We start from the raw sequence: 20507 nt of genomic DNA, 5'->3' as shown, positions 1-20507 counted from the left end.
CCTTGGTTGAAAGGTTGACATGAAGAAATTTATGGCAATCACGCTCGCTGCATTAGCAACGGCGATAGCGGCAAAGAAAGCCAAGGATTCTCAGGAGAATAAAAAAACTTGGGAAGAAGCTACAGATAAAATTTCATAGGTAGCACCCGATGGGGGCGTGGCGCAATTGGTAGCGCACCTGCTTTGCAAGCAGGGGGTTAGGGGTTCGAGTCCCCTCGCCTCCACTCTTCGGTGATTATAGCAAGAGGGAAACACCCGGTCCCATCCCGAACCCGGAAGTTAAGGCTCTTAGCGCCGATGGTACTGCACTGGCGACGGTGTGGGAGAGTAGGTCATCGCCGAATTAAATTTGGTAAGGAACCCCAGTCGAAAGACTGGGGTTCCTTTTTTGTGTAGGTGCCTCCGCTCTGGGGCGGGTGGGGGGTGTGAAAATAGGGTTCAAGTAAACCTTGAACTTTTATGGCAGTTTATGAGCAACCCCACGGGGTCTTAAGATGAACAAATGGTAAACAACATCGCCCCGCGTGTGGGATTCTCGTGACGAGAGGCCCTGCCCACTCGGGGAAAGCCATATAAAACCACATTCTTTTAAGGGGGAGCCTCGCAGGGAATGCCCCCTAACCAGGTAAAACGAAAGTATTTCTACCCTTGCCGCGGCGAGCGTCCTTGCCAAAAATATGCCTCTTGTGGGTTTTGTGAAACTTAAGCAACATTTCACCCCTATCTAACCCCTCAGTTGCCTGATGTTTCCCAAAACCTGCCTTGCCCACAAGAATAGAAACCGTGACTACAGAACTCATCATTCTGGTGATCGTAGTGCTGACCGCACTAGCCTTCGACTTCACCAACGGCTTCCACGACACCGCCAACGCCATGGCCTCATCTATCGCCACCGGCGCCCTCAAGCCCAAGGCGGCTGTCGCTCTCTCAGCCGTCCTTAATCTCATCGGCGCATTCCTCTCCATTGAGGTAGCTAAGACCGTTGGCTCCGGCCTCATTGACCTTGAAACTGCCGGCGGTGGCCCCAGCCTCATGCTGATTGTCTTTACCGGCCTGGTAGGCGCAATCCTCTGGAACGTCTTCACCTGGCTGCTGGGCCTGCCCTCCAGCTCCTCTCACGCCCTCTTTGGCGGCCTGATCGGTGCAACCCTGGCATCGCTGGGCACAAGCGGTGTGCTCTGGAACGGTGTGCTGATGAAGATCATCGTCCCCGCCCTGATGGCCCCGCTCATCGCGGGCGTTGTTGCCGGCATCGGCGCTGCCATCATCTACGCGCTGACCAAGAGCGTGCCCGGCGACCAGAAAAAGAAGAACTTCCGCTTCGGTCAGATTTCTGCTGCTTCCCTGATGTCCCTGGCGCACGGCACGAACGATGCGCAGAAGACCATGGGCGTTATCTTCCTGGCCCTGGTTGCTGCCAACGAAATCAACCCCGAAGCAGATATCCCCTTCTGGGTTCGCCTGGTCTGCGCCCTGGCTATTGCCCTGGGTACCTACCTGGGTGGCTGGCGCATCATCAAGACCATGGGTAAGGGTATCGTCGATATTGAAGGCCCCCAGGGCTTCGCAGCGGACGGCTCCTCGGCAGCTATCATCCTGACCTCCTCTCACTTCGGTATGGCCCTGTCTACCACTCACGTGGCAACCGGCTCCATCATCGGCTCCGGCGTCGGCCGTCGCGCCAAGGTGAGCTGGTCAACCGCCCGCCGTATGGTCATCGCATGGATTATCACCCTGCCCGCCGCTGGCTCCGTCGGTGCGCTGACCTGGTTCGTGGGTAACGGCATCAACTCTATGACCGGTAGCGCCTGGATGGGCGAGGCAACCGTCTTCCTCATTCTGGTTGGCTTCTGCTTCTGGATGTGGGCCCACTCCCGCAAGAGCGCCGTCAGCCACATCGATATGCACTCGGGTGAGGCTGTCACCGCCCGTGAGGTGCACACCGAGTCGATTCCCACCGTGAAGGCTGGTTCCTAAATGTTGATTGTTGATATCTTCCACAAGATTTACCCCGTCTTCCTGGCCGGTCTGGGCTTTGGTGCTGGCCTGCCGATTCTCTACGCCCTGGGTGTGCGCCTGATGAGCGGCACCGCTGTAGAGGCCCCTGAGGGCACTGTCTACACTGAGCCTGCCCCTGTGGCCCGCGCTGCCGCCTACGTGCTGTTTGCGGTGCTGGCTCTGGCTGTTGTGAGCGGTATTCTCTGGATCGCCAAGGACTTCATCTACGCCTACACCGGCTTCAACTTCCTGGGAGCTGCAGGCTAAAAGGGTTCTGTATATAGACGGCGGGGGCTGGTGGTTTGTAACCACCAGCCCCCGCTGGTTTTAAGGGGCGGACGCCGGTGGGCTGGTGTCTTGTTTTGTGAGGGGAGGCGCAGGTAGGGTGCGAAGTATGGTGCTCAACGACCTTCCCTTACGCAGTATCACCGCCCGTAGCGATTTCGAGCCGCTCACCGGTGTCCGCGCCCATACCTGGCCCTATAATCTTGCGGTCACCCGGGCGGCGCTCGCAGGGCTCACCTTTGGGCAACTCACCATCATTGTGGGAGAAAACGGGGCCGGTAAATCCTCCCTCGTGGAATCCATCGCAGAAGCCTACGGCCTGCCTCTCGGGGGCGGGGATAACCGGGTTGCCCGGCCTACCTATGAGCAAGCCTCCGCCTTCGGCGCTGACCTACAGGTTATACGCGGGGTCGCCGGACGCCGGGCAGGGCTCTTCCTGCGAGCTGAGGGAATGCTGGCTCATCTGGAACATATGGCCAGCCTCAAATCACAGCAGGCAGTCGATATTCTGCGCCTCTCCCATGGGGAGGGTACCCAGTGTTTACTTGAAGAATCCTTCGATGATTACGGCCTCTGGATCCTTGATGAACCCGAATCAGGCCTATCTTTCTCGGGGCAGCTTGAACTGTGCGCCCGCGTCCTTGCCTTTCTTGAGCGAGGCGGGCAAGTAGTGCTCTGCACCCACAGCCCGCTCCTTGCTGCGCTCGCTGCACGCCGCAATGAACTGGTGTGGGAAATAGGGGAGTGGGGGATCCAGAAACTGGCCTGGGCTGAGCTCGATATGACCACCCACTGGCGCAATATGCTCGATGACCCCGACATGTACCTGCACCACCTTGGATAAACCGGGGTATATCGCCTATTTTTCAGACTTTCACCCTCAACCTGTGGCGGAGCTAACCGCATATTTGGTAGAATTGGTTTGCGCGTGCAAAAAACCTGTAGTAAGGTAGAAGCATAACACCACGGGGGCGTGGCGCAATTGGTAGCGCACCTGCTTTGCAAGCAGGGGGTTAGGGGTTCGAGTCCCCTCGCCTCCACTCTTCGGTGATTATAGCAAGAGGGAAACACCCGGTCCCATCCCGAACCCGGAAGTTAAGGCTCTTAGCGCCGATGGTACTGCACTGGCGACGGTGTGGGAGAGTAGGTCATCGCCGAATTAAATTTGGTAAGGAACCCCAGTCGAAAGACTGGGGTTCCTTTTTGTATGCGCAGTTCTTTTGGCGAGCGTGCATGATATCGCTGAGCGTGCGCAGGGCGGGTGCACGCTCAGCGATATGGCGCACGCTCGCGTCCGCCCACCGCTCGCGTCCGCCCGTCTCTGTCATAAATAGCCAGAGGCAACCCTGTGTAGGTAAACTAAACACTTCAAAAGTAAGTAGTGTTGCAATCTCTGTGATTGCAGGTGCAAGGACGCACCAGCGAGAACAAAGGCAAAACCATGTCACCACAAGCAGTTGGCTTCGCCCTCCTCATCCTCGGCGTAGCCCTTCTCATCGGCAAGATTATTCGAGTCAAAGTGGGCTGGGTGCAAACCCTCTTTTTGCCCAGCTCTATCGTGGCGGGCGTCCTGCTACTCCTGCTCGGCCCGCAGGTTCTTGGCCGCTTCTCCGGCCCCTGGGGTGAAAACGGCCTCTTCACCGACGCTATGCTCACCACCTGGGGAGCCCTCCCCGGGCTGCTGATTAGCGTCATTTTTGCCACCATGTTCCTGGGCCAGGAACTGCCCACCCCCAAGCGAGCAGTGCAACTGGCCGGGCCCCAGCTCTCCCTGGGCGTAGCGCTGGGCTCTGGCCAGTATGTGGTGGGTCTGCTGCTTGCGGCCCTGGTGCTCGTGCCGATGTTCGCAGCATCCCCCATGACCGGTGCCCTGATCGAAATTGCCTTTGAAGGTGGGCACGGTACCGCTGCCGGTATGCGCGGCGTCATGGAAGACCTGGGCTTCAGTGAAGGTGCCGACCTGGCAGTTGGTCTGGCAACCGTCGGTATCGTGGGCGGTATCGTCATCGGTATTGCCCTCATCAACTGGGGCGTGCGCACCGGCAAGACCGAAATTCTCAAGGGTGACGCCAAGATGTCGATTGCCGAGCAGAAAGGTCTCTTCCGCGAGGACGAGCACTACTCGGCCGGCACAATGACCTCCCGCCCGGCGTCCGTTGAACCGCTCTCCCTGCACATGGCCATTATGGCGCTGGCGGTGCTGGTGGGCTGGCTGATTCTGGAGGGCCTGCGCTGGATTGAGCAGCAGACCTACGCCTCTATCATGCTGGACGAGAACACCCCGCTTGAAATCTTCGCCTATGTGCCGCTCTTCCCCATGGCCCTGCTGGGCGGCGTCATCGTACAGATGGCAGCTAAGGCGGTAGGAGCTGCTTCTATCATCGACCACCAGATGATGCTGCGTATTCAGGGCTGGGCCCTGGACTTCCTCATCGTCGCCGCAATCGCCAACCTGTCCCTACAGGCTGTGGGCGAGAACCTTGCTGTCTTCGCCATTTTGGCGGTGGCCGGTATCGGCTTCAACGTGGCTATGTTCCTCTGGCTGGCCCCGCGCCTGATCGGCCGCTACTGGTTCGAACGCGGCATCGGCGACTTTGGCCAGTCTATGGGCGTCACCGCCACCGGCCTGATCCTGATGCGCGTGGTTGACCCCAAGGGTGAATCCCCGGCCTTCGAAGCCTTCGGCTACAAGCAGCTGGTCTTCGAACCCTTCTTCGGCGGTGGCCTGGTGACCGCCCTGGCCGTCCCCGTCATTTATCTGACCGGGATCTGGCCCCTCTTCTTCGTCATGCTCGCCATCTTCATTATCTCCATCGCGGTGGGACTCATCTTCCTGCGCCCCAAAGAGATGAAGGACCGCGAGCGCCACACCCAGCAGATGCAGCAGGTCAAGGCTAAGGACGCTTAGGCGCGGCCCGGGTGCCCCGCCCGCCTGGCCCCGCTGGGGTAGGCGGCGGTGGGGCGGGCGTCCTTTAGGAGAAGAACTTTTGGGCGTTGGTGGTGAGGACGGCGTCAGTGTCTTCGGGGGAGAGGGCTATAGCCCGATCTCCCAGGTGTAGGCTAGCGCCCTGCACGTATTCCACCGCGCGAGTGTATTGGGTGTCTTGGAAGTAGGGGTAGTCCGAGCCCATCATCAGCTGGCTCACTCCGTAGGCATCGGCTGCCAGTAGCAGGGATGGGCCGTGGAAGTTCGCGGTATCGAACCACATGCTGCGCAGCGTCTTAGCTGGGGAGTGGTTGAAGGCATCCCAGTCGGTGTAGTTATCTTCGATGCGCTGAGCCAAGAAGGGCAGGTCGCCCGCTAGGTGGGCGATGTGGAAACGAATCTTTGGGAAGCGGGCCGGGATATCTGCTTTGAGCAGGTGGAGCACCGCCACCGCGTCCTCAACGGGTGCACCGTTGACCCAGACCAGGCCGTGCTCGGTCAGAAGGTCAGAGCTGACTCCGCCGCCGGTGGCATGGATGTAGACCCTAGCGCCTAACTCGTTGAGACGTTCATAGAGGGGGAGTAGCGAGTCGTCAGCGATGGATAGCGTACCCTGAATGACGGTGGGAAGGCCGACTCCGATGAAGCCCTCGCGGTCAAAGTATTCATCGAGTATGGTCAGGGACTCCGCCACGTGGGGGACGGGGAGTGCCAGGTAGGAGCGGAACCGTCCCGGGTAGCTCTGCATGGTCTCTTCGTAGATGTCATTGACCAGACGGGCTGCCGCCAGCGCGTCCTTCGCATCTGCAAGCATGGGAACCTGCGGAGTCACCGAGAGAATCTGCTCGGCGACTCCGGCATCATCCATCTGCTTCAGACGGGCAGCCATCTCTTCGGGCTCATCGCTAGCCCGCATGTTCCGGGCAATCTGGGTGGTGGAGGGGGCTACCCCGTGCTCCTCTAAGAAATCAAGGTAGCGGGCTGGGTAGAGATGGGCGTGGGTATCGATGGTGTTCACTGAATCCTCCTTGATCGGGTTTACCTTTCAGTTTCTGACTCTACACCTCGCCCTGACTGCTCACTAAGGCTCTGCTAGGCTGAAACCATCATGACCCACCCATGCCCAGAACAGCCTTTGAGCACCCCACCTGGGGAAACCGCGTCCGCCCCGCCTCCGCCGTCTGAAGCCGTGCCTGCCACAGTGCCCGGTGCTCGCAACCTCGAAATCGACAACAGGTCCTACACCCGGCGTAATATTCTGATTCTGCTGGGCGTGCTGGCTGTTCCTACGGTGCTGGTTCTGGCGCTCGTGGCCTATTTCGCGGGATCCCGCAGCCACATGACGCTGGGAGGCGGGAGCATCTGGGACTCGTCGCTGCTGACCGATGACGGCTCATCAAACTCAGACGCCACCTGGCTCAGCGTTGCCGATACCGGCAGCATAGAGTCGGGGGCGCTCGCCGAGCACCTCACCCAGGTAGTGCCGCAGCTCGGCGGCACCAGCGGAATCTTCCAGCGGGAATCCACCCACTCCACCTATATTCACCTGCCGAGCGGTGGCTCTATCAGTATCGACAGCCACGAGGAAATCCCCATCACCCTCTCAGCCGAGACCTGGCAGGAAATCCTCACGCGGGCGTCCGACGAGCGTATGGGGTCGGTGCGCGTTTCCGCACGCGGGGCTGACGAATACGAAACCGAGGCGCCTTGGGTCGAGGTCACATACTACCTCTACGGGGATAAGGGCTCAGACCAGCAGGCCCTCCTTGCAGATATGGCCAGCTGGGAGCCCCTGAACTGGCCAGACCTTGAGAGCGTCTCGTACGTGGAGGAAACCCAGATTGATACCGAGACGATACAGGTTTTCGTCTTCGGCCCGTTGAGCGAGACGCAGGTCTGGTCACACTCTGCTGCCCCAATTGCCCAGGCATTCGCGGCGCACACCGAGGGTCTAGAAGTCGTGAGCATCAACAAATACCGGGACTCCACCGACTACTTTGTGACCGCCCGCTTTGAGAGCTACACGGGAGATACGGACGCCGCCCGCCAGGCCATGGTCGAGGGCGTGCAGGGAACGGCGATTGGCAGCGCCTTTACCCTTGACCTGATGGACGCCACCACCTCGGCCTACTACTTCGAGGGCCGGTGGGGCGTCTACGCATCAGGAACCTCAGAATGAGCCCCTATACAGCAAAGGCCCCGGCCTCCCTGAAGGGGGAGCCGGGGCCGGGCGTCCGCGCTCGCGGTGAGCGAGCTAAGGACGCGGGCTAGCGGTTTGTGAGGACTAGGCGGCGGGGGTCTTCCAGGGGTCCTCAACGGGGCGAGAAGCCTTGAAAGCAGCCGCCCCAGCGACAGCGCCAGCAACGAGTAGACCGAAGACCAGCAGGCCCTTGTTGCCGCCCTTAGCGGCCTTCTTCTGCTCCTTGGCGTAGCCCTTAGCAGCCTTAACGGCGGCCTTCTGAGCCTTCTTCAGGGCCTTCTTGTCGCCGGTAACCTTAGCGGCAACGGTCTCAACCTGGGTGGGAACCTCAGCGTCAGAGAGCTTGTCTGCAACGGTGCTTGCAACGTCGGCAGCCTTGACGCGGGCGGTAGCTACAGCGTTTTCAACGGCGGGGGTGACGTCGTCGATGGTGTGCTGAATCTTATCGGCCAGGGTGGACTGAACCTTCTCCAGCTTCTTGGAGCTGTCCTTAGCGGCAGCCTGGGTTGCCTTGGAGATGCTCTTACCCTGCTTCTCAGCGGCCTTCTGCAGGGCTGAAACCTTCTTGCCGGTGAGCTTCTCGGCGCGAGCGGCCTTCTTCTCGGCCAGGGCGGTCAGCTTGTCAGCCTTCTTGCCGGTGTTCTTAGCGGCCTTTGAGAAGAACTTCTCTGCCTGCTTCTGAGCTTTCTTAGCCTTGCTCTTCTTGCACAGTGCCATGGTTGTTTCCTCCATGTGTGGGGCTGCCCCCTAATCTAACTCGTGAGTTTGAGTAGAGCGCGGTGGCCAGCAACTTACATTTAGTATCAGCTTACTTTCTAAAACCTTAAAAGTGTTTTGCGGCGGCGCAAAAACCCTCGTGTTTCTCTGCCCGCTAAAGTTAAGGGTTCCTGAAGGGTGGGCGGACGCTGGTGCGTGCCTGCGCGAATGCGACGTGAATTCCCGAGCGGGCTTCGTCTTTAGGGCTAACGTTGTGCGATAAGAGTAAAGATATGCCAAAACTTCTCACCAGTGAAAGTTTTTCCATGGTGGGCTTTTTCATCGAAATGCAACACGGTGAAATCTTCTAATGAGTCCTCAACCCAGCTACGCTCTACCGTGGAGATAAGCGGTTGCTCGGCCCACGAATCACGCGGACCAAGAAGGTCGACTGCGAGGATACCGCCGGGAGCTACAGCATTGAGTATGCGTGACCACGCAGCAGGAAAATGCTCTGGTGGGCAAAAGGGAAGTGCGAAACCGGAGTAAATGAGATCAAAGCTGTGCTTATCAAAGACAAAATCTTGGGCAGTTGCTACAGAATGCGACCAGCGTTTTAGATAGTCGGGGTCTGCCTGCATGATGGTGCTCTGAATGAGGTTCTCACTGTGCGCGTCAGGCTCTACAGAATGAACCTCAAATCCGTGAGAGAGAAGTTTGGCAGTTTCTACTCCTGCGCCAGCACCCAGATCTAGAGCCCTACCCTTGCCTGGTGAATGGCAGTAGCTCAGCGCCTGTATAAGGAGAGGGCGGACAGGACGGCCTGCTTGCGCCTGATTGTACTTAGTCCAATGGTTTTCGTCGGAGGAAAGCATGTTTTGATAGTAGCCAGCGGAAATATGGCATACAAGATATTACGTGAGCTGAATGTGGGATAAGCGCTGTTTCGCGGCCGACCTAGCTAGAAGGCTATGGCTGTAGGGCTACCCTGTTCTAAATCTTTCTAAGGCGTTCTAAAATATTTTTTAGAATGCCTTAGAAAGATTTAGAAAGCAGCGAACGATGAATCAAGACCTCAATCCCTTCACCCCCGGAGCAGGGCTCACACCGCCTGAACTCACAGGTCGAGACCAAGAAATCATCGACTTCGACAGGCTCGTAGCCCGCAGTAAAATGCGCCTGACCGATAGAGGGCTTATGCTCTACGGTTTACGCGGAGTCGGTAAAACCGTCCTGCTTCGCAGACTAGAAACCCACGCAGAACGCTCCGGCTGGCTCACCCTCAGACTCGAAGGGAGCCTTACTTCCTCTGCCCAAAAACAGCTTCGTATCAAACTCGCACGAGATCTTGCACAGCAGACCAGGGTAGCCACCCAAGGGCACACTGGAAGTGCAATACAGCGAGCAATCGCCTCTATTGCCGAACTATCACTGACGCTGGGCTTTGCCCAAGCCCGCCTAGTGCTCAAACCTAAGACTGACGAACCTGCCTTCACCACCGGCGTCCTCGATATAGACTTCCCCGAAGCAATCTTGAACCTGGCAGAAGCCCTCAAAGAACTTCCCCAGCCTAAAGCTATCGGTTTTTTCATTGACGAAATCCAAGACCTCGACAGCGAACTGCTCGATATGCTTCTGACAACCCAGCATGAGGCGGGACAACGGGAACTACCTTTTTACATCATCGGGGCTGGTCTACCCTCAGTGCCCACCCGTCTAGGGGAAATCAAAACCTGCGCTGAACGCCTCTTCAGCTACCGCGAAATAGGTGCTCTTACCCCGGATGCGACCCGGCGGGCTTTCATCGAACCCATCCGCAAGCCCGGCGGCCACATCGTAGCAAGCGCCCTCGAAAAAGCAACCGTAGCCTCGCAGGGCTACCCCTACTTCATTCAGCAGTACGGGCAGGCTATCTGGAACTCTGCCGCCCAACAGACCATCACCGACGACGATGTGCTTGCTGGCCTTGCCGTAGGGCGAAGCGAACTAGATAGCGGTTTTTACCTCACCCGCTGGCAGCGGACTACCGATGCAGAACAGGACTACCTGGTTGCTATGGCCCGCGTGATGAAAGGTCAGGCCGCCCGCACCGGAGAAATCGCAGAGACCCTGGGTAAGACAGCTAACGGAACCAGCGTGGTGCGTAAATCCCTCATCGAAAAAGGGCTGGTGTACTCGCCGGGTGTAGGCCAGCTGGCCTTTACGGTGCCGGGAATGCAGGACTTCGTGCTGAGACAGGCGGAGCAGGTATAGGCCGCCCGCCGGCGTCCGCCCCTTTCACTCACCGCAAAAGCTCAGGTCATATCTAGCGGCTGCCCACCTGCCCGTGCGAGAATAGGGGCATGACTGCAACTGCAAAAGCAACTATTCACACCAACCACGGTGACATCGTCGTTAACCTCTTCGGTAACCACGCACCGCTGACCGTCAAGAACTTCATCGGTCTGTCTGATGGCACCCAGGAATGGCGCCACCCCCGCACCGGTGAAGTACAGGAAGGCCCCCTCTACGAGGACGTCATCTTCCACCGCATCATCCGCGACTTCATGATCCAGGGTGGCGACCCCCTCGGTCAGGGTATCGGCGGCCCCGGCTACCAGTTCAAGGACGAAATCCACCCCGAACTGAGCTTCAACAAGCCCTACCTGCTGGCTATGGCCAACGCAGGCCCCGGTACCAACGGCTCTCAGTTCTTCATCACCACCGTTGAGACCCCCTGGCTCAACGGCCGCCACACCATCTTCGGTGAGGTTGTAGATGAGGACTCCAAGAAGGTCGTTGACGCCATTGAAGGTGTAGCAACCGGCGCTATGGACCGCCCCGTCGAGGACGTCGTTATCTCATCCATCGACATCGAAGAACTCTAAACCTTCCACAGGTTAGTGCAAGGCCCGCCCTTTCCTGGGTGGGCCTTTGCTCTACCCTAGAAAATTTTTTTTGAGCGGCTAACTCCGCAGTTGAAAGGACGAGCGCGTGAGCGAGCAGGTCGGCAGGTACGGCTATTCCAGTGATGAGACTCCGGTGTGCCCCCGCCACCCTGACCAGGTGACCTATATGCGGTGCGGACGCTGCGGGCGGCTAGCCTGCGGGCAGTGCCAGGTACCGCTTGAGGTAGGAATGATGTGCGTGGACTGCTTGGCAGAAGCGCAGCGTTCAGCCCCGCGGATTCGCTACGCTAAAACCCGCCCCACTATTACATATGCCCTTATCGGTATAAATGTTGTGGTGTGGATTCTGCAGTTTATCTTCCCGCAGGTCACAGTATTCGGTATCTATAACCCCCTCTACGTTGAGTACACGGGGCAGTGGTACCGCATGCTGACCTCGGGCTTCTTGCATTCCCCCGATAACATCAGCCACCTGCTGCTCAACATGTTCACCCTCTACCTCTTCGGCCAGGCCCTAGAACCCTTGATGGGGAAGGGGAAGTTCCTCGCAACCTACCTGCTCTCAATCATTGGCGGGTCAGCGGCCGTGCACCTGCTGGCCTCGGTGCTGGGCGGTATGGGCGTGAGCACCCTGGGGGCCTCCGGCGGCGTCTTTGGCCTCTTTGGAGCCTTCTTCGCCCTCTCCCGGGCCCGCCAGCAGAGCACTAGTAGTATCGTGATCCTGGTGGCGATCAACTTCGCTTTCGGCTTCCTCATGCCGGGTATCTCCTGGGAAGCTCACCTCGGTGGCTTGGTGACCGGTGCCCTGGTCGCTGCTGTTCTTGACCGGCTGCCGAGTCACCCGCGTAGGCCGTAAAAACAGCACAAAAAGAGTGAGGGTCCACCATTACGGTGGGCCCTCACTCTTTGTCCACAGGACTTATCCACAGCTGTTAATAACTACAGGGGTGTAATTCCACAGATGTTAAAAACCTGTGTACAGCACCAAAAAGCTTTAACTGCCGCCTGTAATTACACCGGTGTAAGAGATTTCCCCAGTTTTATCCCCACCTGTGGATAACTCCTATCCGCAGGGTGTAGAAAACCTGTAATTCCAAAAAATTACTCGGCAGGCACTACGTCACCCGTGAGGGCATCGACTTTGACCGACCCCAGGTCGTTGCCGCGGGCGTCCTCAAAATCAACCTCCCACACCAGGGCACCGTTCTGGTCATCAAGATCAAGGTCGGTGGCAACCTGCCCGCCGCGCCCCTCAGCGGCGGTGCGGACGGCGTCCGCCGCCAGAACCTGGGCAGTAGCAGCACGCGCTACATCCTCGGCATCCTCGCTGGTTTTCTCATCAGCAACAGACCCATCTGCAAAGAGGGTGAACTCATGCTTGATTCCGTCAACCACTATAGCAAGGTCGAAACTATCTTGGGTTTCATCCTCTTCATCCACCTGCACCACGGTGCCACCCGGGCGGGCAGCTAAGCCCTGCTCAATGGCGGCGAGCAGGGCCCCCGTTTCGGCAGGGCCCTCAATGGTAGGGGAGGGGCTGGCGGACGTAGCTGCATGGCTACTTGAGGTAGCTGCATCGGCGGTTGATGTAGAGATTCTCGGGGCGCTGGTCTCGGCGCTCCCTGCTGACCCACAGGCCGTAAGTGCCAGTGCCACTACTGCCGCTGAAGAAGTAAAAACAGTCTTTTTCATAGAAAACATCATGCGCTCATTCTTTCAGGCCCACATGAAACCAAGATTAAACGAGGCTTAAGCCGCTACTTGCCTGAAGCCTCAATCAGCTCAGCTACGGTCTGCGGGGCACTTGCCGCTGAAGCAACAAAAGACCGCTCCGCGGTGCGGACGGTCGGCACCACAGCGTTACCGTCATTGACGCTCTTTACATAGGCCTCGGCGTCCGCGTCCTCCCAAATATTCACCCAGAGGGCTCGCTCGCCCACCTCGCCAAGACCAGCGTCCAGGCGCTGGCAGAAAGGGCAACCAGGGCGCCAATAGATTGCGACACCGCCTTCGGCGACAAAGGTTTCGGCGGCAGCGTGGGTGGAAGATGTGCTCGGCATGCAATGCTCCTTTTTAAAAAATATGGCCTAGTGCCCGATATAACGCACTACAAGGGCAGATATTCCCGCTGTGGCTACTTGGGCGGGGCGCTCACGCCCTGGCCTAGATACAAGTATCGCCGGGCCCCACGATTATCGTGAGAACCCGGCGATGTAGTGCCTCAATGGGGTGGGGCTAGTCCTTCTTCAGGGAATCCTTGATGCCGCTGATGGCGTCCTTGGCCTTGTCGACACCGTCTGAGATGGTCTGCTTAGCCTCATCGACCTTGTCCTTAGCCTGGGCCTGAACCTGGTCGGCCTTGCCCTCAGCTTCGAGGCGGTCGTCGCCGGTCAGCTTGCCGCCGGCTTCCTTGGCCTTGCCAGCCAGGTTGTCGAGGCCGTTTTCAATCTTGTCTTCTGCAGCCATGGTGGCTCCTTTCATCTCTCGCCTGTGCGAGCCTGGAATACAGGGATAGTTCGTAGACTTCCCTTATTGATAAGTTTACGCACTAGTCCTATAAAAGGGAACCCAGTAAGCTGAGAAAATTCTGACGACTAGCCCTGAACTAGCCAGAAGAGAAAGATAAGTCTAGATATCCCGATCTGCTGGGAAACCAGCTACCATTGGCAGGAACTCGGGGTCGGCATAACCGTGCTGGGTATAGGCCAGGGCCACCTGCTCGGCCGCCGATTCCACCAGGTGCAGCGGCAACAGAGCCATCACAGCCCCGCCAAAACCGCCACCCACAATACGGGCTCCCAAAGCGCCAGCTGCCAGGCAGGTATCAACCGCCAGATTAATTTCGGGACGGGAAACGCGCAGTTCATCGCGCATCGACACGAAGCTCTCGGTAAAGAGCCTGCCCAGCTCCTCCCAGTCAACCTGCCCACCGGCGTCCTTACGGCCCAGAAGATAGGCAGCCCGCTCCACCAGAGTCATATCGTGCAGGGTATGGCGCACCCAGCCACGCGGAAAGGTGCGGGGCTGGCCGCTTTCCTCCAGGGCGTTTAAGGCGCGGTTGACGGTCTGATCCACCAAATCTAGGCGGCACTGCTTGGCCTCACGCCCGCTCATGCCAGCGCAGGTAAGATCCTCGGGCAGGGCATTGCGCAGGTAGTCCAGACCCATGGCCTCAGTAACCGCCTCATTGGCCTCACGCCGTGCCGCAAACTCACCCCCTGCCAGCTCGTGCGGGGTATTCGTATTGATGACCAGCCAGCCCAAATCAGCGCTGGCCACATCAACGGTTAGCGGGTTGATAGAAAAATCGCGGAAGTCCACCACCAGAGCCTTGCCCGGTGACGAGCGCAGCGCAGCGGTCTGATCAAGACCGCCGGTCCGAGCCCCAGCCACCTCGTTCTCGGCGCGAATACAGACCTGGGCCAGGCGGGCACGCAGGGCGTCGTTAGCGGGGGAGAGGTCAGAGGGTAGAGCCTCAGTGCAGTCGCACCCCTGGCGCAGAGGGCAGGAAAGATCCAGCAGGGCCAGGGCTGTGGAGCACTCCAGGGCAGCAGAGGACGACAGGCCCCCGCCCACCGGCACCTGGGAGGTAATCAGCAGGTCAGCCCCAAAATTATGGGGTAGGGCGATATCTTTGCCGCCCTCCCGGTTCATGGCCCAGGCTACGCCCGCTACATAGGTGAACCAGCCCTTAAAGGTGCCCGGGGTGATCTCGCGAATTACGACTGTGCGGTCGTCCCCCGGCATCTGCAAGGACGCCGCCCGCAGCACCCCGTCGGTACGCAACCTACCCGCTACATAGGTGCGGTAGGGCAGGGGCATGGGCATGCAGGAGCCACCGAGAAAGTCGATGTACTCACCCAGCAGGTTGAGACGCCCGGGCGCTGACCACACCCCGTCGGGCTCCACCCCGTACTTTTCAACAAAAGCAGCGCGGGCTGCCTCAACTTCGGCGCGGTGGTCTGGCAGGGTAGCCCAGGCGGGCTCAACGCGGAGGGTCACGGTTTTTCTTCTTTTCGGTCGGTTGGATGTCGGGGGGGGCTTAGGCGGTAAAGCCCTTAATAAGGGCTGTGAGTGCGGCGGTGTAGGACGCCGATGGTTCAGCTGGCGGGGTGCTGCCTGCGAGTAGGGCTCGGGTCTGCTCCTGCTCAATGAGGCTCAGGCAGGTATGCATGAAGATTTCAGCAGCCAGAGCCGGTTGCGGAGTGCCGGTGGCCAGGGCAAAATCAGTTTCCAGGGCATCCATTAAGATGAGCCGGTCGGGGGTGAGGGTGGCGGGGTGAAGAGCTAGGGCAAGGCGGATGACTTCGGAACATTCCTTAACTGGAATAAGTTGCCGGTAGGTATTTTCCCCGGTGGTGACCAGGCTACTGCGGTCTGCCGGTGTGCCGGGATGCTCCACAGTGGCCAGCATGCGGGAGGCGAGAGAGGCTAGGAGTTCCTGCTTATTCTTCACGTGATAGTAGAGAGCGCCGGGAGCCACACCCAGTTCGGTAGCCAGCCGACGCATCGAAAGGTCGGCCAAGCCAAACTGGCGCAGCACATCAAAAGCGGTGTCAAGAATCTTCTCGCGGGATAAAGCCACCCCCTCATTGTGACCTACTTTCGCTCCCGGCAACAGCTGAGAGCAGGCGGGGTAGGTAAGAAGAGGAGTAGATTTGAACCCATGACCCTCAACTTTTCAGATCTTGCCGCCCGCCTGCGAGCCGGAGAAACAGCCTCACCGGCTGACCTTCACGACGTGCTCACCGCTAGCCCTGCCGCCACCTTCGCCCTCATGGATCTGGCCACAGAACTCCGCGTCGCCCACCACGGTTCAACCGTCACCGCCACCAACCTGCTGGGTGCACCCGCGCCGCAGGTGGCGTCCGTCCGCCTGGAAGTGACCGCCCCGCTCGATGCCGACGCCCTGGCCGCCAACCTGGCAGACCTGGCGGATGACCCTTCCATTGAGCGCATTGACGTGGACTATGTGGGCAGCCCAGCGCTCGCCCCCATGGAGGCCCTGCGCGTGCTGGCTGCTGCCCGTCTGGCCGCACCGGCCAAGAGTCTGCACCTGGGGGAGAGCCGCGAAATGACCTTGCGCTCCCTGCAACCTCTGGCCGTGGGTGCCCTGGATTCACTGGTGCTGACCGTAGACCCCGCCCAGCCCCGCCTGATTTTTGAGGACCTCAAGCTCATCGTGGGTGCTGGCCTGACCATTGTCGATGCGGGTGACCGCGACCTGGTAGCTGAGTATGTAGAGCACCTGCGTGCTGCCGGGGTGGAGGATGCGGACGCCTACGCCCAGGTCGCGCTGGAGGGTGCGGCGTCCGGCGGCGGCTGCGGTGGAAACTGTGCCTGTGGCTCTGGGGGCTGCGGCGCCTAGCCAGTTTTGCCGAAAGGTACCATCTAAATCAGAAAAACCCACGAACTAGGTGGGTTTTTCTGATTTAGATGGTACCTAGTTGATGTCATAAAACTAGACAATTTGAACACTGTTCAAAATCGGTGTTGACTGGTTCCATGATTGACTTCTCTGCCATCGCCGACCGCGCCCTGGCCGGGCAGCCCGCAAGCCGCGACGAAGCGCTTGCCGCCCTGACCGCCAGTGACGCCGAAACCTTCGCCCTCGTCGACGCCGCCTCCTGCCTGCGCCGCCACTACTTCGGAAACACCGTCAAGGTAAACTACCTGGTCAACCTCAAATCCGGCCTCTGCCCCGAAGACTGCACCTACTGTTCCCAGCGCCTCGGATCCGAAGCTGAAGTGCTCAAATACTCCTGGATCAAGACCGACGAGGCCGTCAAACAGTCCGGCTACGGTATCGCGGGCGGGGCCTCCCGTGTCTGCATGGTTGCTTCTGGCAAGGGGCCTACCGACCGCGACGTCGAGCGCGTTGCCACCATGGTCGAGGGGCTTAAAGAAGAGCACCCCCAGGTGGAAGTCTGCGCCTGCCTGGGCATTCTCAAGGACGGCCAAGCCGACCGTCTCAAGCAGGCCGGGGTGGACGCCTACAACCACAACCTCAACACCAGCGAAGACCACTACGCCGAGATCTGCACCACCCACACCTACGCCGACCGCCTCGCTACCGTCGATAAGGCCCAGAGTGCCGGGCTCTCAGCCTGCTCCGGCCTGATTGTGGGTATGAAGGAAACCGACGAGCAGCTAGTCGATGCAATCTTTGCCCTGCGCGACCTGGGTGGCGACTCCATTCCCGTCAACTTCCTCATGCCCTTTGAAGGCACCCCGCTGGCAGGAACCTGGGAGCTCACCCCCATGCGCTGCCTGCGTATCCTGGCAACCGTGCGCCTGGTAGCCCCTGATAAGGAGCTCCGCATGGCGGGCGGACGCGAAATGCACCTGCGCACCCTGCAACCCCTAGCCCTGCACGTGGTTAACTCCCTCTTCCTGGGTGACTACCTGACCTCGACCGGCCAGTCAGCCCTTGAGGACCTTAAGATGATTCGGGATGGCGGGTTTGTCGTCCTCGGCGCCGAAGACCGTGACCTGGTCGCCGAACACGAAGACTACCTGCGCGCCCACGGTGTAGACCTCGCCCAAGAAACTGCTGTCGCGCCCGCGCCCTGCGGGGCGTCCGGTGGTTGCGGTGGGTGTAGTTCTGGGGCCTGCGGGACTCACGCGCCAGCAGAAGAGATGGGCACGGCCGTCCGCCCCGCTGACCAGGGGGCTCCTGATGTTCTTATACCCGAAATCCGCCGCCGCGGAGTAGGGACGGACACCGCCCCCAACTTCTAGCCCCGGGGAAAGGGCATCTCAAAACCACACATGAGGCACAGGGTCCCCCTAGATTGAGGTACTAGAGTTAAAAGCTGGTACATCAGGTCGGTGACGAAGGGGTGGGCGTGGAAGTCCTCATTGTGATTGTGGTGCTGTTGCTGGCAACGGTGGTGCTGGTAAGTGTGGGGGATAGGCTGAATCTGCCCTGGCCTGTGCTGCTGACGCTGGTGACCGCCGTGGTCATCGTGATTCCGCAGATGCCCAGCCTGCACATTGAGCCCGAGATTATTCTGCCCATCTTCCTGCCGCCCCTGCTGTGGGCTATTGGCCAGCGCGTCTCGTGGGGCATGCTGCGCAGAAGCTGGCGCAGCGTCCTGATTTACTCCATTGCCCTGACCGCTGTCTCTGCCCTGGTGGTGGGGTGGGCTACCTGGATGATTGTGCCCGGTATCAGCATCGCCTTGGCGCTGGCTATCGGCGCGGCCGTCGCCCCGCCCGACCCCGTGGCAGTAGAAGCTGTGGCTGAGCCGGTAGGCATTCCCCGCCGCGTCATCTCGAATCTGCAGACCGAGGGTATCTTCAATGACGCCGTATCTCTGGTGCTCTTTCAAATCGCCCTCGCTGCCCTGACGGCTGGCACCGATCCCCAGCCCCTGTCTGCCCTCGGCAGTTTCGCCTATAGTGCTCTCGTTGCTGTGGCCCTGGGGCTAGCCCTGGGCTGGGGCGGTAGCCTGCTGCGCCGCAACCTTTCCGACACCGTGGCCCGCAGTGCGCTAACCCTGGTCATTCCTTTCGGTGTTTACATCATCGCCGAGGAGCTGCATGCCTCGGGTGTGGTCGCCGTGGTGATTGCGGCAATTCAGATGGCCAGCTACAGCGCCGACCTCACCGCCGAAGAGCGCCTGGCTAACACCGCCTTCTGGAACGTGCTTGAAATGCTTGCGACCGGCCTAGCCTTTGGCCTGATCGGCCTGCAGGCCGGTGAGCTGCTCTACAGTGCAGACAGCAACGTGCTGACCATGATTTGGCACGGTGTGCTCATTTCGGCCGTTGCTATCGGTACGCGCCTGGCCTGGCTGACCGGTATGTGGCTGTGGGGCCGCTGGCGGGGCTCCCGCCGCACCACCCCGCGCTCCTTTGCCGAGGTACTGGTGATGACCTGGGCCGGTATGCGCGGCCTGGTTACCCTCGCCCTGGCGCTGAGCCTGCCCGAGATGGCCGACGGCCTGCGCACCGAGGCTGTCTTTATCGTGCTGACCGTCCTCTTCTTCACCATGGTCTTCCCCGGTCTGACCCTGCCCTGGCTGGTGCGGGTGCTGGGCGTGAGCGCCACGGCTGAAAAGGACGACCACGAGGAGCAGGAGCTCTTGCAGATCGCCCAGAAGGCTATGTGGAAGTCTATGTATAAAACCGTTGCTGAGAGCGGGGATCTGCAGTCCTTCGAGCAGCTCAAGCACGTGGTCACCAGCATGATGGACCGCATCGAGGAGGGCCAGAAGACCGGTGACTTCCAGGAGCGCTGGGCTGAACGCCAGCGTCAGCGCGAGTTTATGAACCTGGTGCGGCAAAAATCGGTGCTGGCCGCCCAGGCTGCGGTGCTCGATGTGCGTAACAAGTACGACTACGAAGTGGTGAGCAACGTGCTCTACCAGATTGACGTGCAGGTGCAGGCCCAGGATGCCATGGACCAGGGCCCCGGGGCGCTCACCATGTCACTGCCTAAGTCCTTCATCAACGGCGAGCACAAGCTGGATCGCGAGAAGGCAGAGCAGATGTTCAAGACTACCGAGATGCGCATTATCTCGGCCCAAAAGGAGCTGGACGATGAAGCCCTGCGGGTGGCGACCCGTCAGCTGCCTGTCGTTGAGGGTGCGGACGTCTGCGAGCGGGAGTGATTCCGGGCACCGACTAGGTGATACTCAAGAAATTTGCAGAATCATCACCTACTATGGGTAAGTGCTTATTCCGCTGTAGGCCTATAGGGCCTCTGGCTTAATGCCCTGGTGATGGAGGGCAAAAAGAAGGGCACAACACTCGGCAATATATTCTCAATAAAGAATATAAATTTTTCTCACAGAATCAGGATCAATGGACACCAAAGACCTCTCCCCGGCATACTTCACCTCCCTGGCAGCCCTTTTTGCAGGCGCTTTAATGGTGGGTGCGAGTTCCACCTGGGTTTCGGTGCTGGGCTGGGTCGTACTGCTGACGGGTCTAGGCCTGAACATCTTTGCCACCCTGGTGATGATACAGCGCCTCAAAGGTGGGCCTCTGCCCGCTATGATTGCCGGTGCGGACACAGATGCCCAGGTAGAGTATGAGGAAGAAGAGGTGCCCGGCGATACCTACCTCTATGAGCCCGAGGCCATTACCGAGTCCCAGCCCCTGGTAGCTGCCGCAGCGCCCGCTGCTAGTACCGGTGATGTCGCTAGCGATGATCGTATCTTCCGCTCCCGCACCCCGCGCCCGCACGTCCGCTAGAACCACAGAAGAGGCCCCCATGGATACCCGTTTTCTTCTTTCTCCCGCTTATCTGGTGTCGGTTGCTGCCCTGATTGTTGGTGCAATCCTCAGCGGCACAGCCCTGATGGTGATTGGCTGGATTATTTTCATTATCGGCCTGGCTCTCAACGCCCTGGCTCTGGTGGTGCTGGCTAACCGCGAGCAGCTCTACAAGGCCCAGCGGGTTGGGGTTATTCCCAAGGCTAAAAAGCAGGGTTCGGCCGACTAGCAGTAAAAATCTAAAACTTTTTCTCTGCTTGCCAGCAGAGTACGCAAGAAGGGGCGGACG

At 59.5% G+C, this 20507-nt stretch carries 22 protein-coding genes, 2 tRNA genes and 2 rRNA genes; 18 read left to right on the top strand and 8 right to left on the bottom strand.

Annotated elements, in window-relative coordinates; genetic code table 11:
• Window positions 1-19 precede the first annotated feature (19 nt).
• The 9 genes from ACFP6B_RS04410 to ACFP6B_RS04370 all read left to right on the top strand — a co-directional run bounded on the left by ACFP6B_RS04410 (window position 20) and on the right by ACFP6B_RS04370 (window position 5191).
• Window positions 20-139 (top strand): DLW-39 family protein, encoded by a 120-nt coding sequence (locus ACFP6B_RS04410; RefSeq protein WP_237205123.1) that lies wholly within the window; start codon window positions 20-22, stop codon window positions 137-139.
• Between the two features lie 12 nt (window positions 140-151).
• Window positions 152-224, top strand: a tRNA-Ala gene (locus ACFP6B_RS04405).
• A gap of 3 nt (window positions 225-227) precedes the next feature.
• Window positions 228-344, top strand: a 5S ribosomal RNA gene (rrf, locus tag ACFP6B_RS04400).
• 439 nt (window positions 345-783) lie between these two features.
• Entirely contained in the window at window positions 784-1977 is a 1194-nt protein-coding gene (locus ACFP6B_RS04395) for an inorganic phosphate transporter (protein ID WP_377127325.1), read from the top strand.
• Window positions 1978-2265, top strand: coding sequence for a hypothetical protein (locus ACFP6B_RS04390; RefSeq protein ID WP_377127322.1), 288 nt, complete (start codon window positions 1978-1980; stop codon window positions 2263-2265).
• Between the two features lie 127 nt (window positions 2266-2392).
• On the top strand, window positions 2393-3127 hold the full coding sequence (locus ACFP6B_RS04385; protein WP_377127319.1) for an ATP-binding cassette domain-containing protein: 735 nt from the start codon (window positions 2393-2395) through the stop codon (window positions 3125-3127).
• Between the two features lie 123 nt (window positions 3128-3250).
• Window positions 3251-3323 (top strand) — tRNA-Ala (locus ACFP6B_RS04380).
• Window positions 3324-3326: 3 nt separating this feature from the next.
• Window positions 3327-3443, top strand: a 5S ribosomal RNA gene (gene rrf / locus ACFP6B_RS04375).
• Window positions 3444-3724: 281 nt separating this feature from the next.
• A complete protein-coding gene (locus tag ACFP6B_RS04370) occupies window positions 3725-5191 on the top strand; it encodes a sodium/glutamate symporter (protein WP_377127316.1) in 1467 nt (488 codons plus the stop codon).
• 64 nt (window positions 5192-5255) lie between these two features.
• Here the strand turns inward: ACFP6B_RS04370 and ACFP6B_RS04365 are convergent, their stop codons facing one another.
• The gene (locus ACFP6B_RS04365; protein ID WP_377127313.1) at window positions 5256-6227 is read right to left on the bottom strand and encodes an amidohydrolase family protein; all 972 of its coding nucleotides are present in this window, start codon (window positions 6225-6227) and stop codon (window positions 5256-5258) included.
• Window positions 6228-6344: 117 nt separating this feature from the next.
• Between ACFP6B_RS04365 and ACFP6B_RS04360 the strand changes: the two genes are divergently transcribed.
• Window positions 6345-7388 (top strand): hypothetical protein, encoded by a 1044-nt coding sequence (locus ACFP6B_RS04360; protein WP_377127310.1) that lies wholly within the window; start codon window positions 6345-6347, stop codon window positions 7386-7388.
• Between the two features lie 105 nt (window positions 7389-7493).
• Here the strand turns inward: ACFP6B_RS04360 and ACFP6B_RS04355 are convergent, their stop codons facing one another.
• Both ACFP6B_RS04355 and ACFP6B_RS04350 read right to left on the bottom strand, forming a co-directional pair.
• Window positions 7494-8126 (bottom strand): hypothetical protein, encoded by a 633-nt coding sequence (locus ACFP6B_RS04355; protein ID WP_377127307.1) that lies wholly within the window; start codon window positions 8124-8126, stop codon window positions 7494-7496.
• Between the two features lie 245 nt (window positions 8127-8371).
• Window positions 8372-8980, bottom strand: coding sequence for a class I SAM-dependent methyltransferase (locus ACFP6B_RS04350; RefSeq protein WP_237221988.1), 609 nt, complete (start codon window positions 8978-8980; stop codon window positions 8372-8374).
• Between the two features lie 187 nt (window positions 8981-9167).
• Here ACFP6B_RS04350 and ACFP6B_RS04345 point away from each other — a divergent pair, with 187 nt between their 5' ends.
• The 3 genes from ACFP6B_RS04345 (at window position 9168) to ACFP6B_RS04335 (ending at window position 11849) form a co-directional block, all read left to right on the top strand.
• Window positions 9168-10358: an AAA family ATPase gene (locus ACFP6B_RS04345; protein WP_377127303.1), complete on the top strand. Its 1191-nt coding sequence runs from the start codon at window positions 9168-9170 to the stop codon at window positions 10356-10358.
• Between the two features lie 89 nt (window positions 10359-10447).
• Entirely contained in the window at window positions 10448-10972 is a 525-nt protein-coding gene (locus tag ACFP6B_RS04340; RefSeq protein WP_377127300.1) for a peptidylprolyl isomerase, read from the top strand.
• Between the two features lie 106 nt (window positions 10973-11078).
• On the top strand, window positions 11079-11849 hold the full coding sequence (locus tag ACFP6B_RS04335) for a rhomboid family intramembrane serine protease (protein WP_377127297.1): 771 nt from the start codon (window positions 11079-11081) through the stop codon (window positions 11847-11849).
• Between the two features lie 245 nt (window positions 11850-12094).
• On the opposite strand, the gene ACFP6B_RS04330 is transcribed toward ACFP6B_RS04335, so the two are convergent.
• The 5 genes from ACFP6B_RS04330 to ACFP6B_RS04310 form a co-directional block, all read right to left on the bottom strand.
• A complete protein-coding gene (locus ACFP6B_RS04330) occupies window positions 12095-12697 on the bottom strand; it encodes a PepSY domain-containing protein (RefSeq protein WP_377127294.1) in 603 nt (200 codons plus the stop codon).
• 53 nt (window positions 12698-12750) lie between these two features.
• The gene (locus tag ACFP6B_RS04325; RefSeq protein WP_377127291.1) at window positions 12751-13053 is read right to left on the bottom strand and encodes a glutaredoxin domain-containing protein; all 303 of its coding nucleotides are present in this window, start codon (window positions 13051-13053) and stop codon (window positions 12751-12753) included.
• Between the two features lie 175 nt (window positions 13054-13228).
• Window positions 13229-13459, bottom strand: coding sequence for a CsbD family protein (locus ACFP6B_RS04320; protein WP_185173786.1), 231 nt, complete (start codon window positions 13457-13459; stop codon window positions 13229-13231).
• A gap of 162 nt (window positions 13460-13621) precedes the next feature.
• Entirely contained in the window at window positions 13622-14995 is a 1374-nt protein-coding gene (locus ACFP6B_RS04315) for a galactokinase (RefSeq protein ID WP_377127287.1), read from the bottom strand.
• A gap of 40 nt (window positions 14996-15035) precedes the next feature.
• On the bottom strand, window positions 15036-15578 hold the full coding sequence (locus ACFP6B_RS04310) for a TetR/AcrR family transcriptional regulator (RefSeq protein ID WP_377127284.1): 543 nt from the start codon (window positions 15576-15578) through the stop codon (window positions 15036-15038).
• 81 nt (window positions 15579-15659) lie between these two features.
• On the opposite strand from ACFP6B_RS04310, the gene ACFP6B_RS04305 reads away from it, so the two are divergent.
• From ACFP6B_RS04305 to ACFP6B_RS04285, 5 genes are all read left to right on the top strand, one after another.
• A complete protein-coding gene (locus ACFP6B_RS04305) occupies window positions 15660-16361 on the top strand; it encodes a hypothetical protein (protein WP_377127281.1) in 702 nt (233 codons plus the stop codon).
• A 137-nt stretch (window positions 16362-16498) separates the two neighbouring features.
• Window positions 16499-17734, top strand: a complete 1236-nt coding sequence (gene bioB / locus ACFP6B_RS04300; protein ID WP_377127278.1) for a biotin synthase BioB — start codon at window positions 16499-16501, stop codon at window positions 17732-17734.
• A 107-nt stretch (window positions 17735-17841) separates the two neighbouring features.
• Complete coding sequence (locus tag ACFP6B_RS04295) at window positions 17842-19611, top strand: cation:proton antiporter (protein ID WP_377127275.1); 1770 nt, start codon at window positions 17842-17844, stop codon at window positions 19609-19611.
• Window positions 19612-19804: 193 nt separating this feature from the next.
• Window positions 19805-20197 carry a hypothetical protein gene (locus tag ACFP6B_RS04290; RefSeq protein ID WP_377127272.1) on the top strand — a complete coding sequence of 131 codons (393 nt, stop codon included), beginning with the start codon at window positions 19805-19807 and terminating at the stop codon, window positions 20195-20197.
• Window positions 20198-20216: 19 nt separating this feature from the next.
• Window positions 20217-20447, top strand: a complete 231-nt coding sequence (locus tag ACFP6B_RS04285; protein ID WP_377127269.1) for a hypothetical protein — start codon at window positions 20217-20219, stop codon at window positions 20445-20447.
• The last annotated feature ends 60 nt before the right edge of the window (window positions 20448-20507 follow it).

The sequence above is a fragment of the Rothia nasimurium genome (genome assembly GCF_042660305.1).
In the GTDB taxonomy this organism is placed as follows: Bacteria; Actinomycetota; Actinomycetes; order Actinomycetales; family Micrococcaceae; genus Rothia; species Rothia nasimurium.
Note: the sequence above shows the minus strand (reverse complement) of the source record. Positions and strands in the feature narration are given on the sequence as shown.